The sequence below is a fragment of the Streptomyces sp. NPDC058812 genome, assembly GCF_042744565.1.
GTDB classification, from domain to species: Bacteria; Actinomycetota; Actinomycetes; order Streptomycetales; family Streptomycetaceae; genus Streptomyces; species Streptomyces thinghirensis.
The window spans coordinates 245,477-261,463 of the sequence record NZ_JBHYOB010000004.1; the positions used below are offsets into that span (position 1 = coordinate 245,477).

The following is a 15,987-nucleotide window of genomic DNA, read 5'->3' on the forward strand; positions in this document are numbered from 1 at the left end:
TCACGCTCCCGTGGCGACGAGGACGGCGGCGACCGTGAGGACGACGGTGCCGGCGAGCAGCGCGCTCACATAGGTCTGCACATTGCCGGTCTGGGCCCGGCGTACGGCGGCCCCGAGCCAGCGGGGCAGGGTGCCCGCCCCGCGCACGTAGGTGTCGACGACCTCGCGGTCGAGGAACCGGACGAGGCTCGCGCCGGCCTGGACCGGACGGACGAAGAGGGTCCTGTACACCGCGTCCAGGTGGAAGCCGACGGCCGCGTGCCGGTGCAGCGGCCCCAGCAGGAGCCGTCCGGGGTCCGACGGGTCGGGGGCATAGGCGATGTCTCCGTAGGCGGGCTTGTGGCTCGCGATGGCCTCGGCCTCCACGAGGGCGGCGTCGCCCTCCGGGTGGGCCGCGACGGCGCCCAGCGGGGTGCGGTCCGCGAGCGCAGTGGTGTGGCGCCAGGCGGCGTAGGTGACGATGCCGCCGACCAGGGCCACACCCGTGCCGAGCACGGAGGTGGTGAGGGTGGGGGTGAGGTCCCGTCCGTCGAACCAGTCGGGCAGCAGACGGAAGGCGAGTCCACCGAGGGCGAGTGAGGGGATGGCCAGGGCCCAGAGCACGGCGTTCATGACCACCGGCTGCCTGCCGTGGTCGGGAGCCTCGGCACCCCGCCCGCGGAAGGCCAGCAGCCACAGACGCGTCGCGTATGCGGCGGTGAGCAGGGCCGTGAGCAGGCCGGCGACGAGGACGGTCCAGCCCGCGGCACCGGGCGCGTGCTCGGTGTGGCCGGTGGCGACGTGCTCCGCGGCGACGAGGACGGACTCCTTGGAGAAGAAGCCGCTGAAAGGCGGGATCGCGGCGAGGGCCAACAGCGCCACGGTCATCGTCCAGTAGGCGTCCGGTACGCGGTCGCGCAGGCCCCGCATGCGGGACATGGCGGCCAGCGAGTTGGTGCCGGCGGCGTGGATGATCACGCCGGCGGCGAGGAACAGCAGCGCCTTGAAGGCGCCGTGCGAGATGAGGTGGAAGACGGCGGCACCGCGGTCGCCGGCGGCGAGGGCGCCGGTCATGTAGCCGAGCTGCCCGATGGTCGAGTAGGCGAGGACGCGTTTGATGTCGTCCTGCGCGAGCGCGGCGAGCGCCGAGCCGACCATCGTGACCGCGGCCATGACGGCGAGGACGACCATCGCGGCGTGCGAGGCCTGGAAGAGCGGAAGGAGCCGGGCGACGAAGTAGACGCCGGCGGCGACCATCGTCGCGGCGTGGATCAGCGCGGAGACGGGTGTCGGGCCCGCCATCGCGTCGGGGAGCCAGGTGTGCAGGGGGAACTGGGCCGACTTGCCCGCGACACCGGCCAGGAGCAGCAGGGCGATCAGTGTCGGATGGTCGAGCGAGCCGTTCGCGACCGCGCCGAGGATCTTGGTGATGCGAAAGGAGCCGGCCTCGGTGGCCAGCGCCAGCAGGCCGATCAGGAAGGGGACGTCACCGAGCTTGGTCACCAGGAAGGCCTTGAGGGAGGCGGCGCGGGCCTCCGGGGTCTCCCAGTAGTGGCCCACCAGGAAGTACGAGCAGATGCCCATGATCTCCCAGCCGACCAGCAGCACCATCAGGTCGCCGGAGTAGACGACGAGGAACATGGCGGAGGTGAAGAGGGAGACGAGAGCGGCGTACGAGGGGTAGCGCGGGTCGTCGCGCAGATAGCCCGTCGAGTAGATCTGCACACAGGTGGCGACGGTGCCGACCAGTACGGCGACGAGGGCGGCGAAGCCGTCGATGTGCAGGGCGAGTTCGACGGGGACGGAACCGGTGGGTGTCAGCTCCGTGACGGCGTCGACGGCCCGGCCGCCGCCCTGACGGGCCGCGACCACTACGGCGAGGACGAGGGCCGCCAGCGTCGGCAGGACGGCGAGCGGGCGGACGAATCCGGGCACCGTACGGCCCAGCAGGAGGCCGGCGGCTGCCCCGAGGAAGGGGAGGAGGGGGACGAGTACGGCGAGGGTAGTCGTGGTCACGCGGTGGCCTCAGCCTTCTCGGCGGCCGTCCCGGTCGCGGGGGCATCGGTGTCGGGGCCGTCCGGCTCATGGCCCTCGGCGGTGTCTCGGAGCTTGTCGATGTCCGAGGTGCCGCGGTTGCGGTGGACGGCGAGCACGATCGCCAGGCCGATGCCGATCTCGGCGGCCGCGATGGCGATCGTGAACAGGGTCAGGGCCTGGCCGGAGTGCAGGGTCTCCTCGGCGGCCTTGCTGAGCCAGACGTCGAAGGCGACGAGGTTGAGGTTGACGGCGTTGAGCATCAGCTCGACCGACATCAGGACCAGGATCGCGTTGCGGCGGGCGAGGACGCCGTACAGGCCCGTGCAGAACAGAAGGACGGAGAGAACGGCGGGGTAGGCGAGGTGCATCAGCGGACACCACCCTCGTCGGCACCGTTCGGGTCTGCGGGCCGGTCGGTTTCGGTCGTACGGCCGGTGCCGGCTGCGCGCCCCGTGCCGGCTGCGCGCCCCGTGCCGGCTGCGCGGCCGGTGCCGGCTGTGCGGTCCGGACCGGCCGCGCGGTCCGCCTTGGCCTTGCGGGACAGGACGATGGCGCCGACCAGGGCGGCGAGGAGGAGGACGGAGAGGGCCTCGAAGGGGAGGACCCAGTTCTGGAAGAGGCTCGCTCCGGTCACGGCTGTGGAGCCGGCGGCCGGGCCGTCCAGGTCGATCCAGGTGGTACGGAAGGCATCGACGACGACCCACACCAGGGCCGCGGCGGCGGCCACGGCCACGGTGAGGGCGGCCCAGCGGTTGCCGGAGTCCGCGTCCGGGGACCGGCCGATGGGCGCCCTGGTGAGCATCAGGCCGAACAGGATGAGGACGACGACGGCACCGACGTAGATGAGGACCTGTACCCACGCGATGAACTCGGCGGTGAGCAGGAGGTACTCGACGGCGAGGCCGCCGAGGGCCACGACCAGCCACAGGGCGGCATGGACGAGCTGCCGGGTGGTGACGGTGACGACGGCGGCGCCGAGGGTGACGAGGCCGACGAGGAGGAAGGCGATCTCGACGCCGGTCGGGGAGAGGAAGCCGTGGGATTCGGCGGCCTTGGTCGTGGACGCGGCGAGGTGACCGACGGTCGTGGCGAGGGTCATTCCCGGCCCTCCTGATCCGGCTGGTCCGATGTGGGCTTCGACTGGCCCGACGTCGGCCTCGGCCGGTCCGTCTCCTGTTGGGCGGCCAGCTTGTCGGCGGCCTTGCGGGCGGCGGCGAGTTCCTTCGGTTCCTCCGCGCCGGGGTCGAGGGCGGGCGGGGCCGGAACCGTCCACATCCACTCGCGGAGCTTGTCGCGTTCGTGGGTGAGATCACGGATGTCGGTCTCGGAGTACTCGAACTCCGGGGACCAGAACAGGGCGTCGAAAGGACAGACCTCGATGCAGATACCGCAGTACATGCACAGAGAGAAGTCGATGGCGAAGCGGTCGAGGACGTTGCGGCTGCGGTCGCGTCCGCCGGGGGTCGCCGCCGGGACCGTCTCCTTGTGGGAGTCGATGTAGATGCACCAGTCCGGGCACTCGCGGGCGCACAGCATGCAGACCGTGCAGTTCTCCTCGAACAGGCCGATCACACCGCGGGTACGGGGCGGGAGTTCGGGCTGGGCGTCCGGGTACTGCTCGGTGACGGTCTTCTTCGTCATCGTGCGCAGGGTGACGGCCAGACCCTTGGCCAGGCCGCTGCCGGGGATGGGGGCCATGGTTACTGAATCACCACCTTGACGATGCCGGTGAGGGCGATCTGGGCGAGGGACAGGGGGACGAGGAGCGTCCAGGACAGTTTCTGGAGCTGGTCCTCGCGCAGGCGCGGGTAGGTCACGCGCAGCCAGATCACGACGAAGGCGAGGACGGCCGTCTTCAGCAGGGTCCACACCCAGCCGAGGCCGTCGGCGCCCCAGGGGCCGTGCCAGCCGCCCAGGAAGAGGACGGTGGTCAGGCCGCACAGGACGACGATGCCGGCGTACTCGGCGAGGAGGAACAGGGCGAAGCGCAGGCCGGTGTACTCGGTGTAGGCGCCGAAGATGATCTCCGAGTCGGCGACCGGCATGTCGAAGGGGGGCCGTTGCAGTTCGGCCAGCCCGGCGACGAAGAAGACGATCGCGCCGACGATCTGCCAGGGCAGCCACCACCACTCGAAGGCGTCGAGGATGCCGACGAGCGAGACGGTGCCGGCCGCCATCGCGACCGAGGCCGCGGTGAGCAGCATCGGGAGTTCGTACGCGAGGAGTTGGGCGGCGGTCCGCAGGCCGCCGAGGAGGGAGTACTTGTTGGCGGAGGCCCAGCCGGCCATGAGCGAGCCGAGGACGCCCACGCCCATGACGGCGAGGACGAAGAAGATGCCCGCGTCGACGACCTGGCCGACCGCGCCCTCTCCCGGGCCGATGGGAATGGCCAGAAGAACCAGGAGGTACGGCAGGAGGGCCACGGCGGGAGCGAGCTGGAAGATGCGGCGGTCCGCGTCGGCGGGGACCACGTCCTCCTTCTGCGCGAACTTCACGCCGTCCGCGACGAGCTGGGCCCAGCCGTGGAAGCCACCTGCGTACATCGGGCCGAGGCGGCCCTGCATGTGGGCCATCACCTTGTGCTCGGTCTGGCCGACGAGCAGGGGGAAGGTGAGGAAGACGACGAAGACGACGAGGAGGCGCAGGGTGACGTCGAGCGCGTCGTTCACTGCGGGCCTCCTGGGGGGTTCGGGCGGTTGTGGTTCTTGGGGGTGCCGATGTCGTCGGGGGCTTCGGTGTCGCCGGGGGCTTCGGTGTCGTCGGAGGCTTCGGAGTTGTCGGAGGCTTCGGTGCCGTCGTCAGGGAGGCCGGTGTCGTTGGGGGGACCAGCATCGTCGGACGTGTCGTGGGCTCGGGGGGCCTGATCAGGGCTTGCGGCAGGCTTGGGGCCTGGCGACACCTCGGCGTCCTGCCCGGATTCCGGCTCCTGTCCCTGCCCGGATTCCGACTCCAATGCCTGCCTCTGCCCCTGCCCCTGCCCCTGCACGGGCTTCTCTTCCGTCGTGTCGTCCGGGGTCCTGCTCGCCCCAGGTTCCGTCCCGTGACGCGACTCGGGCTCGGCCTCGTCGAAGGCAGGGCGGGCGTGGTGCCACGGGGCGTCCGGGCTGCGCGGTGTGGAGGGGGTTGCCTTCGGGGCCGGTTCCTCCGTGCGTGGGGACGTGGCGGTGTCGTCGCCGACGGGGGTGACGGGGCCGGCGGCCGTCTCGTCCGGCGTCCCGGTGTCGGAGGTGGGGCGCATGTTCGCCGAGCCCTCGGACGCACTCCGGGCGCGCCGGGGCGCCCCTGTGCCGCCCGTTCCTGCTCGCTGCGACGCCGAGCCCTCACCGGCGCTGCGCGCGCGTCGAGTCGGCGGGGCGGTCGGCCCACCGACATCCTGCCCAGTAGTCGCTCCTTGTCCGGCGTATCCCTGCTCAGCTGATCCCTGTCCGGCCGACCCCTGCTCAGCCGATCCCTCCCCGGCCGACTCCTTCCCGGCCGATTCCTTCCCGGTCGCCGTCTCCGCCGTGGGCTCGTCCGTCGTAGCGCCCGTCCGCTGGGACGCGGAGCCCTCGCTCGCGCTTCGCGCACGCCGGGTCGGCGGAGCGGCCGAGGGTTCGGCAACCGGGGCCGTCTGGCTGGCGGAGCCCTCCGCCGCCGTGCGGGAGCGTCGGGGAGTGGCGGGGGCGTCGGGGCCAGGCGCCGTCTGGCCGGCGGAGCCCTCGCCGGCCGTGCGGGTCCGACGGGCCGGGCGGTCACCTGCCGCGCGGGCCGGACGCTCGCCGGCCGCGCGCCCCGCCCCGCGGGCCGGGCGGGCCGGAGCGGGAGGCAGCTGGCCCTTCAGCGGGCCCCACTCGTTGGGGTCGGGGACGCCCGGCGGCAGCATCTGGCGGCGCCGGGGGCCGCCGTGCTCGGACTCGCCCGGCTCCTTGGCCCCGGGCCAGGCCTTGGCGACGCGGGCGGCGAGGACGAAGTCCTTCCGCAGGGGGTGTCCCTCGAACCCCTCCGGCAGGAGCAGGTGGTCCAGCGCCGGGTGGTCCTCGAAGGCGACGCCGAACATCTCGTGTGTCTCGCGCTCGTGCCAGGCCGCACCCGCGTACACCGCGACGGCGGTGGGCAGGACCGGGGTCTCGTGCGGGACGGTCGTACGCAGTAGCAGCCGGCGTACGGGGCCGAGGGCCACGACGTGCGCGGCGACACGGAAACCCGTGCCCGGTTCGTCGACCGCGCTCAGCCAGTCGAAGTACGTGCAGCCCAGCCGGTCACGCGCCGTCTCCAGGGCGGAGATCCAGGACGCCGGCGGCACGTCCACGGTCAGGACGTCGTACGACTCCTCGGCCGTGGCCTGTGCGCCGAAGAGTTCCTCGGCATCGGCGGGCAGCCAGCCGACCGCGGTCATCGGGCCTCCCCCGGACCCGAGGCCTGGTCCGCGGCGGAGTCCGAGGCCGCGCCCGAGGCCGAGGACGCGCCCGAGGCCGAGGACACGTCAGGGGCAGGTGGCCGCACCAGGCCGCTCTGCAGCGCGGCCGTCGACGGCCGGGGCGAGGTGCCGTACCGCTCCCCCAGCGACTCCCGCGCGATCTTCTCCTGAAGCTTCAGGATCCCCTGGAGCAGCGCCTCGGGGCGCGGCGGGCAGCCGGGGACGTAGACGTCGACCGGGATGATCTGGTCGACGCCCTTCGTCACGGAGTAGGAGTCCCAGTAGGGGCCGCCGCAGTTGGAGCAGGCGCCGAAGGAGATGACGTACTTCGGCTCGGGCATCTGCTCGTACAGGCGCTTGACGGCCGGCGCCATCTTGTCGGTGACCGTGCCCGAGACCACCATCAGGTCGGCCTGGCGGGGGCCCGGCGCGAACGGGATGACGCCGAGCCGGATGAAGTCGTGCCGCGCCATCGACGCGGCGATGAACTCGATCGCGCAGCAGGCGAGGCCGAAGTTGAAGACCCACAGGGAGTACCGGCGGCCCCAGTTCAGGACGACCTTCATGGGCTCCGGGGCAAGACGGGCGAGCGCGCCGAGCCGCTTGGGCTCCGGGAGCGGCACGGGTCCGGCGGGGCTCGGTCCGGCGGGGCTCGGTCCGGCGGGGCTCGGTCCGGTGGGGTTCGGGTCGGCGGGGTTCACGTCCACGACAGGACGCCCTTCCTGTATGCGTACAACAGCCCCACGGCGAGGAATCCGAGGAAGATGAACATCTCCACGAGGGTTGTCGCTCCGTAACCAGGATCGGCGAAGACCGTCGCCCAGGGGAAGAGGAAGATCGAGTCGACCGCGAAAATGACGTAGAGGAACGCGTAGACGTAGTAGCGGACCTGGGTGTGGGCCCAGCCGTCGCCGACGGGGTCGACACCGCACTCGTACGTCAGCAGTTTCTCGGGGGTCGGGACCACGGGCCGCAGCAGGCGCCCGGCCCCGAACGCCACGGCGACGAAGAGCACGCCCACGACGGCGAGCAGCCCGACGACCGAGTAGGACTGGAAATAGTCCGCGGCGAGTCCGACGGTCGGTTCCGGCACGTGCGTCCCTCGCTCCCTGTCCTGAACGCTGCTGTTCGACGATCTGTGCGTACGGGAGTCTAGGGCCTGATAAAGAGACGGTAAGCAGCCCGTCACACCTTGGGACGCGGGGGTGGGGTTTTCCTCAGTGGATCCTGGCGGTCCACCTCATGGCGCGGCGCCGCGCCGCACGGCACGCTGACTCGTATGACCGAACGCCTCTCGACATCGAATCCCGCCGGGACCACCGGCGCAGCGACCGGGGACCACCTGCCGCCGGCCCGTTTCGCCTACGACCGGCACACCTGGAAGGAGATCGCCCACCTGCTGGCGAATCTCCCGGCGGCGCTGCTCGGATTCGTCTACGTCGTGACGATGCTGTCCGTGGGCGTCGGGTTGACGGTCACGGTGGTCGGGTTCCCGCTGCTGGCGGCCGGCCTGCTGGGTGCGCGGCAGTTGGGCAAGCTGGAGCGGGCTCGGGCCCGGGCACTGCTCGGGGTGCGGGTGGACGAGCCGAGCCGGCTGCCGCTGCGGGGCAAGGGCGGGTTCTTCCCACAGTTGTGGATGGCGCTGAAGGATGCGGTGGGCTGGCGCACGGTCCTGTACAACTTCATACGGCTCCCCTGGGGCGTCCTCACCTTCGTCATCACGCTGACGTCGTTGTTCGTACTGTGGCCGGTGCTGCCCTTCATCGCGCGGGGTCTGGCCAACGCGGACCGGGCGATGGTGCGCGGCCTGTTGTCCCCGTCCGACGAACTGGAGCGGCGGATCGCCGAGCTGGAGTCGGACCGGGGGGTCGTGGTCGACACGGCCGCGGCCGACCTGCGGCGCATCGAGCGCGACCTGCACGACGGGGCACAGGCCCGCCTGGTCAACCTGGCCATGGGTCTGGGCCTGGCCAAGGAGAAACTCCTGGAGGACCCCGACGCGGCGGCGGCCATGGTCGACGAGGCGCACGGCGAGGTGAAGCTGGCCCTGCAGGAGCTGCGGGACCTGGCGCGCGGCATCCATCCCGCCGTTCTGACCGACCGCGGCCTGGACGCGGCGCTCTCCTCGGTCGCCTCCCGCTGCACCGTGCCGGTCAGGGTGACCGTCGACCTGGCGGAGCGCCCCGCGGCGGCCATCGAGGGCATCGCCTACTTCACCGTCTCGGAGCTGCTCCAGAACGTCAGCAAGCACAGCGCGGCGAGGTCCGCCTCCGTGGAGGTGTGGCGGTCGTCCGACCGACTGCTCATACAGGTGGGGGACGACGGCCGCGGAGGCGCGCGCCTCGACGGTGGTACGGGGATGAAGGGACTCGCCGACCGGCTGACCGCCGTCGACGGTCTCTTCGTCGTCGACTCGCCGGAGGGCGGCCCGACGACGGTGACGGCCGAGCTGCCGTGGCGCGACCGGGACGACGCCAACACCACCTCCCGTACCTCGGGCCCGAAGTGACATACGACGAGGCAACTGGCTGACAGGGGCCACCTCCCAGCCCCAGGGGGTGGGGAAAACCCCCCTCTTGAGACGCCGACGAGCTCCATGGCCCGTGGATGTGCGGTCGACGAGGGTGGAGTTACGACAGCACAGCCGTAGGACGAGGAGAAGGACGGCACCGATGGCCACGGAATACGGACAGGATTACGGGTTGGGGAGCGGGCCCGGCCTCCCCGGGGACACCGGTGCGCGACGTCACCGGCTGCCGGCGGGGCTGCGGGCACCGTTCGAGGCACGCAGCTGGCGCGAGTTCGGCTATGTGCTGCTCAGCCTGCCGATCGGCATCCTGCTCTTCACGTACGCCGTCACGATGACGTCGCTGGGAGCGGGCCTGTTGGTGACGTTCCTGGGGGTCCCGGTGCTGGCGGCGGCACTCGCCGGGTGCCGCGGCTTCGGCGCGATGGAACGGGCGCGGGCCCGTGCCCTGCTGGGGCTGCGGGTGTCCGACCCGGATCCGCTGCGGCTGAAGAAGCAGGGCGCGATGGGATGGATAGGTGCCGTACTCAAAAGCGGCGCCTCCTGGCGGAGCCTGCTGTACGCGGTGCTGCAGTTCCCGTGGTCGGTGTTCTCGTTCGTCGTGGCCGTGAACGTCTGGGCGGTCGGCTGGGCGATGCTGACGTACCCGCTGTGGTTCTGGGTGTTCCCGATGTACGCCGGCCAGGACGGGCTCCAGCTGTACGGCGACCAGTCGCACCGGATCTACTTGGACAACCCCTTCGAGATCACCGTGACCGCGCTGGTCGGGCTGCTGTTCACGCTGGCGACTCCATGGATCGTCCGGGCGCTGACGACGGTGGACCGGCTGATGGTGCACGGGCTGCTCGGAGCGTCGCGGCTGGCGACGCGGGTGGTGGAGCTGGAGTCGGACCGGGGGGTCGTGGTCGACACGGCCGCGGCCGACCTGCGGCGCATCGAGCGCGACCTGCACGACGGGGCACAGGCCCGCCTGGTCAACCTGGCCATGGATCTGGGCCTGGCCAAGGAGAAGCTGCGGGAGGACCCGCGGGCGGCGGCGGTCATGGTGGACGAGGCGCACGGCGAGGTGAAGACGGCGCTCCAGGAGCTGCGGGACCTGGCCCGGGGCATCCATCCCGCGGTGCTGACCGACCGCGGTCTGGACGCGGCGCTGTCGGCGGTCGCCTCGCGCTGCACCGTGCCGGTGCGGGTGGAGGTCGACCTGGCGGAGCGGCCGGCGTCGGCGATCGAGGGGATCTCGTACTTCACGGTGTCGGAGCTGCTGCAGAACATCAGCAAGCACGCGCGGGCCACGTCGGCCGCCGTGGAGGTCTGGCGGGTGGAGAACCGGCTGATGCTTCAGGTCGTGGACAACGGCGTGGGCGGGGCGGCTGCGTCGGCCGGGTCGGGACTGGCGGGACTTGCGGAGCGACTCGACGCGGTGGACGGGATCCTCGTGGTGGACTCGCCGGCCGGCGGACCGACGCGGGTGACGGCGGAGCTGCCGTGGCGGAACGAGCCGGTGGCCAGGTAACCGCCGCGAGGGCCACCGCGAGAGCCACCGCGAGAGCCGCACCCTGAGACGGTCGCACCGCCTGGAGCGGCCCGCACCACCCGGCGCCGCGTGCACCACCCGGCACCGCGTGCACCGTGCGGCGCGGTGCCCTTCCGCGCCGCGCCGTCGACCGACAGCCCCGGGCTCTCTCCTCGCCCGGGGGCTGGAGACGTGATCGAAAACCGGCCACCGAGCGGCCGGACCCTGACTGGCGCCCCGATCTTCCCGCTCTCTTCCCATTGCCCGAACGCATCCGGCCTCCGATGCTGGAATGCTGGACCTGTCGCACGGACGGTTCGTGGACGCGGCGTGGGCCGCGCGGGCCGTGGGGTGGACGGGCTGTGGGGGGCCGAGGATCGTGGAGGACAGGGTGCGGGTGGTCATCGCCGAGGATTCAGTGCTGCTCCGAGAGGGGCTGACCCGGTTGCTGACCGACCGCGGGCACGAGGTCGTGGCCGGTGTCGGCGACGGCGAGGCACTGATCAAGACCATCACGGAGCTGGACGCGCAGGGCGAGCTGCCGGACGTCGTGGTGGCGGACGTACGGATGCCACCGACGCACACCGACGAGGGCGTGCGCGCCTCGGTGCAGTTGCGCAAGGCTCACCCGGGCCTCGGCGTACTGGTGCTGTCCCAGTACGTGGAGGAGCGGTACGCCACGGAGCTGCTGGCCGGTTCCAGCCGCGGCGTCGGTTATCTGCTCAAGGACCGGGTGGCCGAGGTACGTGAGTTCGTGGACGCGGTGGTGCGTGTGGCGGAGGGCGGTACGGCGCTGGACCCGGAGGTCGTCGCGCAGTTGCTCGGGCGCAGCCGCAAGCAGGACGTGCTGGCGGGACTCACGCCGCGGGAGCGGGAGGTTCTGGGGCTCATGGCCGAGGGCCGGACGAACTCGGCGATCGCCCGCCAGCTCGTCGTGAGCGACGGGGCCGTCGAGAAGCACGTCAGCAACATCTTCATGAAGCTGGGACTGTCCCCGAGCGACGGTGATCACCGGCGGGTGCTCGCCGTGCTGACGTATCTCAATTCCTGACATCAGCGGCCCACTCGTCGGAACGGCCGCCGGCCCGGCGGCCTGGGTACTCATCCGAACGAATGAGAAACCGATGCACGAGCAGAGTGCGTCTTCACGAATGTCACCAGTGCCGGGGGGGGCGGGGAAACGTGGGGTTCAGGGGCGACGGGCCACCTCGAGGTCGTGTCCATCATGCGAATGTCCACCGGAAGTCAACGCCTGCGGACGTAGGGTTGATCCCGGGACGGTCGGTGGGAGACCGGTCCCCGGACAGCCGCCTCGAGGGAGGTCCAGTTCAGTGACCAGCCAGGTCAGCAGCCCAGCGGAACAGGCCGACGGAACCGACGAGACCGTCGTGGGAGCGCAGCGCAAACCGGTCGGGGCGAAGGACGTCCGCCGGCTGGACCGGGTGATCATCAGGTTCGCGGGGGACTCGGGTGACGGAATGCAGCTCACCGGTGACCGTTTCACCTCGGAGACCGCGTCGTTCGGCAACGACCTCTCCACGCTGCCGAACTTCCCCGCCGAGATCCGGGCACCCGCCGGCACTCTCCCGGGCGTCTCCTCCTTCCAGCTGCACTTCGCCGACCACGACATCCTCACCCCCGGCGACGCCCCCAACGTGCTCGTCGCGATGAACCCGGCCGCACTCAAAGCCAACATCGACGACCTGCCACGCGGCGCGGAGATCATCGTCAACACCGACGAGTTCACCAAACGGGCCATGCACAAGGTCGGCTACGACGCCTCGCCCCTGGAAGACGGGTCACTCGACGGCTACCACCTGCACCCGGTACCGCTGACCACGCTGACCGTGGAGGCCCTCAAGGAGTTCGACCTCACCCGCAAGGAAGCCGAACGCAGCAAGAACATGTTCGCGCTCGGGCTGCTGAGCTGGATGTACCACCGGCCCACCGAGGGCACCGAGAAATTCCTGAAGGCCAAGTTCGCGAAGAAACCCGACATCGCCGCCGCGAACATCGCCGCCTACCGGGCCGGCTGGAACTTCGGCGAGACCACCGAGGACTTCGCGGTCTCCTACGAGGTCGCCCCCGCCGCCACCGCGTTCCCGCCCGGCGTGTACCGCAACATCTCCGGGAACCTGGCCCTGGCCTACGGCCTGATCGCCGCCTCCCGCCAGGCCGACCTCCCCCTCTTCCTCGGCTCCTACCCCATCACCCCCGCCTCCGACGTCCTGCACGAACTCAGCCGCCACAAGAACTTCGGCGTACGCACCTTCCAGGCCGAGGACGAGATCGCCGGCATCGGCGCCGCACTGGGAGCCGCCTTCGGCGGCTCCCTGGCCGTGACAACAACCAGCGGCCCGGGCGTGGCGCTCAAGAGCGAGACGATCGGACTCGCGGTCTCCCTGGAACTGCCCCTGCTGGTCGTGGACATCCAGCGCGGCGGCCCCTCCACCGGCCTGCCGACCAAGACGGAACAGGCCGACCTGCTCCAGGCCATGTACGGCCGCAACGGCGAGGCACCCGTCCCCGTCATCGCCCCCCGCACGCCCGCCGACTGCTTCGACGCCGCCCTGGAAGCGGCCCGGATCGCACTCGCCTACCGCACCCCCGTCTTCCTCCTCTCCGACGGCTACCTGGCCAACGGCTCGGAGCCGTGGCGGATCCCGGACCCAGACGAGCTGCCCGACCTCGCCGTGCAGTTCACGCAGAGCCCGAACCACACCCTGGACGACGGCACCGAAGCGTTCTGGCCCTACAAGCGCGACCCGCACACCCTCGCCCGCCCCTGGGCCGTCCCGGGCACCCCCGGCCTCGAACACCGGATCGGCGGCATCGAGAAGCAGGACGGCACCGGGAACATCTCCTACGACCCGGCCAACCACGACCACATGGTTCGCACCCGCCAAGCCAAAATCGACGGCATCACAGTCCCCGACCTCGACGTCGACGACCCGGACGGCGCGAAGACCCTGGTCCTGGGCTGGGGCTCGACATACGGGCCCATCACCGCCGCCGTACGCCGGCTGCGCGCCGCCGGTGAGGTTGTCGCGCAGGCGCACCTGCGTCACCTCAACCCGTTCCCGAGCAACCTCGGCGCGGTGCTGAAGAGTTACGACAAGGTCGTGATCCCCGAGATGAACCTCGGCCAGCTCGCCACCCTCGTCCGGGCGAAGTACCTGGTGGACGCGCAGTCGTACAACCAGGTCAACGGCATGCCGTTCAAAGCGGAACAGCTCGCCACGGTCCTGAAGGAGGCCATCGATGCCTGAGACGTCCACGGAAGAGAAGCCGACGGGCACCGGCAAGAGCACGATCGAGGCGCTGTCCCTCGTCCCCAAGGCCGAGGGCAAGCAGTCCATGAAGGACTTCAAGTCCGACCAGGAAGTGCGCTGGTGTCCCGGCTGCGGCGACTACGCCGTACTCGCCGCCGTGCAGGGCTTCATGCCCCAGCTCGGCCTGGCGAAGGAGAACATCGTCTTCGTCTCCGGCATCGGCTGCTCCTCCCGCTTCCCGTACTACATGAACACCTACGGGATGCACTCCATCCACGGCCGCGCCCCCGCCATCGCCACCGGACTCGCCACCTCCCGCCGCGACCTGTCCGTCTGGGTCGTCACCGGCGACGGCGACGCCCTCTCCATCGGCGGCAACCACCTCATCCACGCCCTGCGCCGCAACGTCAACCTCAAGATCCTCCTGTTCAACAACCGGATCTACGGCCTGACGAAGGGGCAGTACTCCCCCACCTCCGAGGTCGGCAAGATCACCAAGTCGACGCCGATGGGATCACTGGACGCACCCTTCAACCCGGTCTCCCTCGCCCTCGGTGCCGAAGCCACCTTCGTCGCCCGCACCGTCGACTCGGACCGCAAACACCTCACCGAGGTCCTGCGCCAGGCCGCCGAACACCCCGGCACCGCCCTCATCGAGATCTACCAGAACTGCAACATCTTCAACGACGGCGCCTTCGACGCCCTCAAAGACAAACAACAGGCCGAGGAAGCCGTGATCCGCCTGGAACACGGACAGCCGATCCGCTTCGGCGCCGACGGCTCCAAGGGCGTCGTACGCGACCCGCAGACCGGTGACCTGGAGGTCGTCACCGTCACGCCGGACAACGAGGCCGGCATCCTGGTCCACGACGCCCACGCCGCCTCCCCCACCACCGCCTTCGCCCTGTCCCGCCTCGCCGACCCGGACACCCTGCACCACACCCCCATCGGCGTCCTGCGCTCCGTCGACCGGCCCGTCTACGACACCCTCATGTCCGACCAGCTCGACACCGCCATCGAGCAGAACGGCAAGGGCGACCTCGCCGCGCTGCTGGCCGGCGGCGACACCTGGACGGTCGTCGGCTGAGGCCGGCGGCGGTTCACGGCTTCGAAGAGGCCCGGGCGGAAACGTCCGGGCCTCTTCGCATGCCGTCCGGGCCCAAGGTCACGCAGGGCTCCACGCAGGACTTACTCAGGCGTGAGTACCTTACTTCAAAGTATGCACTTTCTTTTAGAAAGCGCACATCCTAGGGTTAGTGGCATCCCACCCCACAAGGAGTACTGAAGCCATGAGCATCGTCGTCACCGGAGCCACCGGACACCTCGGCCGCCACGTCGTGCGCCAGCTACTGGAGAAGGTGCCGGCCGACCAGGTCACCGCGGTCGTCCGGGACCGCGACAGGGCCGCCGACATCGCCGCCCGCGGCGTACGGCTCGCGGTCGCCGACTACAACGCGCCCGAGACCTTCGACGGCCTTTTCGCGACCGGCGACCGGGTGCTGCTGATCTCCGGCAACGAGTTCGACAAGGGCCGCGTACAGCAGCACACGGTCGTGATCGACGCGGCCAAGAAGGCCGGTGTCGCCCTGCTCGCCTACACCAGCGCCCCCAGCAGCCTCACGGCCGCACTCGCCGACGATCACCGCGCCACCGAGGAGGTGCTGGTCGGCTCGGGTGTGCCGTACGTACTGCTGGGCAACGGCTGGTACCACGAGAACTACACCGAGCAGCTTGCCCCGGTCCTGGAGCACGGTGCCGTCGTGCAGGCGGCCGGCGAGGGCCGGATCTCCTCGGCCTCCCGCGCCGACTACGCGGCCGCCGCCGTCGCCGTACTGACCGGCGAGGGCCACGAGAACACGGCGTACGAGCTGGGCGGCGACGAGGCCTGGAGTTTCGCCGAGTACGCGGCTGAACTGAGCCGGCAGACCGGCAAGGAGATCGTCTACAACCCCGTCTCCACCGAGACCTACACCGGCATCCTCACCGACGCCGGGCTGCCCGGGCAGCTGGCCGCCGTCCTCGCGGGCGTGGACGCCGCCATCGAGAAGGGCGAGCTGGCCGTCTCCACCGGTGACCTGTCCCGCCTGATCGGCCGCCCGACCACACCGCTCGCCGAGGCCGTCGCCGCCGCGCTCAAGAGCTGACCCTCACCGCCCGCCTCCACAACACCCCCCCCCGCCTGTCATGACCGTATGGCGATACGGGCATGACAGGCGGCCGGGTGCGGCGCTACCTTCGTCGTGGCATGCATCCGTCCGGCGTG

General features: G+C 71.0%; 14 protein-coding genes. 6 read left to right on the forward strand and 8 right to left on the reverse strand.

Annotated elements, in window-relative coordinates:
- The 8 genes from ACFW48_RS10690 to ACFW48_RS10725 are packed head-to-tail and all read right to left on the reverse strand — an operon-like array spanning window position 1 to window position 7,505.
- Window positions 1-1,995 (reverse strand): NADH-quinone oxidoreductase subunit L, encoded by a 1,995-nt coding sequence (locus ACFW48_RS10690; RefSeq protein ID WP_386312556.1) that lies wholly within the window; start codon window positions 1,993-1,995, stop codon window positions 1-3.
- Complete coding sequence (nuoK, locus tag ACFW48_RS10695; RefSeq protein WP_310871773.1) at window positions 1,992-2,384, reverse strand: NADH-quinone oxidoreductase subunit NuoK; 393 nt, start codon at window positions 2,382-2,384, stop codon at window positions 1,992-1,994. Before nuoK ends, ACFW48_RS10690 begins: the two co-directional genes overlap by 4 nt.
- Entirely contained in the window at window positions 2,384-3,115 is a 732-nt protein-coding gene (locus ACFW48_RS10700) for an NADH-quinone oxidoreductase subunit J (protein WP_386312559.1), read from the reverse strand. Before ACFW48_RS10700 ends, nuoK begins: the two co-directional genes overlap by 1 nt.
- Window positions 3,112-3,714: a 4Fe-4S binding protein gene (locus ACFW48_RS10705; protein ID WP_386312562.1), complete on the reverse strand. Its 603-nt coding sequence runs from the start codon at window positions 3,712-3,714 to the stop codon at window positions 3,112-3,114. Before ACFW48_RS10705 ends, ACFW48_RS10700 begins: the two co-directional genes overlap by 4 nt.
- 2 nt (window positions 3,715-3,716) lie before the next feature.
- Entirely contained in the window at window positions 3,717-4,685 is a 969-nt protein-coding gene (locus ACFW48_RS10710; RefSeq protein WP_375913296.1) for an NADH-quinone oxidoreductase subunit H, read from the reverse strand.
- Entirely contained in the window at window positions 4,682-6,391 is a 1,710-nt protein-coding gene (locus tag ACFW48_RS10715; RefSeq protein WP_386312565.1) for an NADH-quinone oxidoreductase subunit C, read from the reverse strand. The genes ACFW48_RS10710 and ACFW48_RS10715 overlap by 4 nt, the downstream gene beginning before the upstream one ends.
- Window positions 6,388-7,119 (reverse strand): NADH-quinone oxidoreductase subunit B, encoded by a 732-nt coding sequence (locus ACFW48_RS10720; RefSeq protein ID WP_386312567.1) that lies wholly within the window; start codon window positions 7,117-7,119, stop codon window positions 6,388-6,390. Before ACFW48_RS10720 ends, ACFW48_RS10715 begins: the two co-directional genes overlap by 4 nt.
- On the reverse strand, window positions 7,110-7,505 hold the full coding sequence (locus ACFW48_RS10725) for an NADH-quinone oxidoreductase subunit A (protein WP_386312570.1): 396 nt from the start codon (window positions 7,503-7,505) through the stop codon (window positions 7,110-7,112). Before ACFW48_RS10725 ends, ACFW48_RS10720 begins: the two co-directional genes overlap by 10 nt.
- Before the next feature lie 186 nt (window positions 7,506-7,691).
- On the opposite strand from ACFW48_RS10725, the gene ACFW48_RS10730 reads away from it, so the two are divergent.
- From ACFW48_RS10730 to ACFW48_RS10755, 6 genes are all read left to right on the forward strand, one after another.
- Window positions 7,692-8,921 (forward strand): sensor histidine kinase, encoded by a 1,230-nt coding sequence (locus tag ACFW48_RS10730; RefSeq protein ID WP_386312573.1) that lies wholly within the window; start codon window positions 7,692-7,694, stop codon window positions 8,919-8,921.
- A 163-nt stretch (window positions 8,922-9,084) separates the two neighbouring features.
- On the forward strand, window positions 9,085-10,452 hold the full coding sequence (locus ACFW48_RS10735) for a sensor histidine kinase (RefSeq protein WP_386312575.1): 1,368 nt from the start codon (window positions 9,085-9,087) through the stop codon (window positions 10,450-10,452).
- 379 nt (window positions 10,453-10,831) lie between these two features.
- Window positions 10,832-11,503: a response regulator transcription factor gene (locus tag ACFW48_RS10740; RefSeq protein ID WP_121748685.1), complete on the forward strand. Its 672-nt coding sequence runs from the start codon at window positions 10,832-10,834 to the stop codon at window positions 11,501-11,503.
- A 280-nt stretch (window positions 11,504-11,783) separates the two neighbouring features.
- Window positions 11,784-13,721 carry a 2-oxoacid:acceptor oxidoreductase subunit alpha gene (locus ACFW48_RS10745; protein WP_386312578.1) on the forward strand — a complete coding sequence of 646 codons (1,938 nt, stop codon included), beginning with the start codon at window positions 11,784-11,786 and terminating at the stop codon, window positions 13,719-13,721.
- Window positions 13,714-14,811 carry a 2-oxoacid:ferredoxin oxidoreductase subunit beta gene (locus tag ACFW48_RS10750; RefSeq protein WP_386312581.1) on the forward strand — a complete coding sequence of 366 codons (1,098 nt, stop codon included), beginning with the start codon at window positions 13,714-13,716 and terminating at the stop codon, window positions 14,809-14,811. The genes ACFW48_RS10745 and ACFW48_RS10750 overlap by 8 nt, the downstream gene beginning before the upstream one ends.
- A 202-nt stretch (window positions 14,812-15,013) precedes the next feature.
- Window positions 15,014-15,868 (forward strand): SDR family oxidoreductase, encoded by an 855-nt coding sequence (locus tag ACFW48_RS10755; protein ID WP_386312584.1) that lies wholly within the window; start codon window positions 15,014-15,016, stop codon window positions 15,866-15,868.
- The last annotated feature ends 119 nt before the right edge of the window (window positions 15,869-15,987 follow it).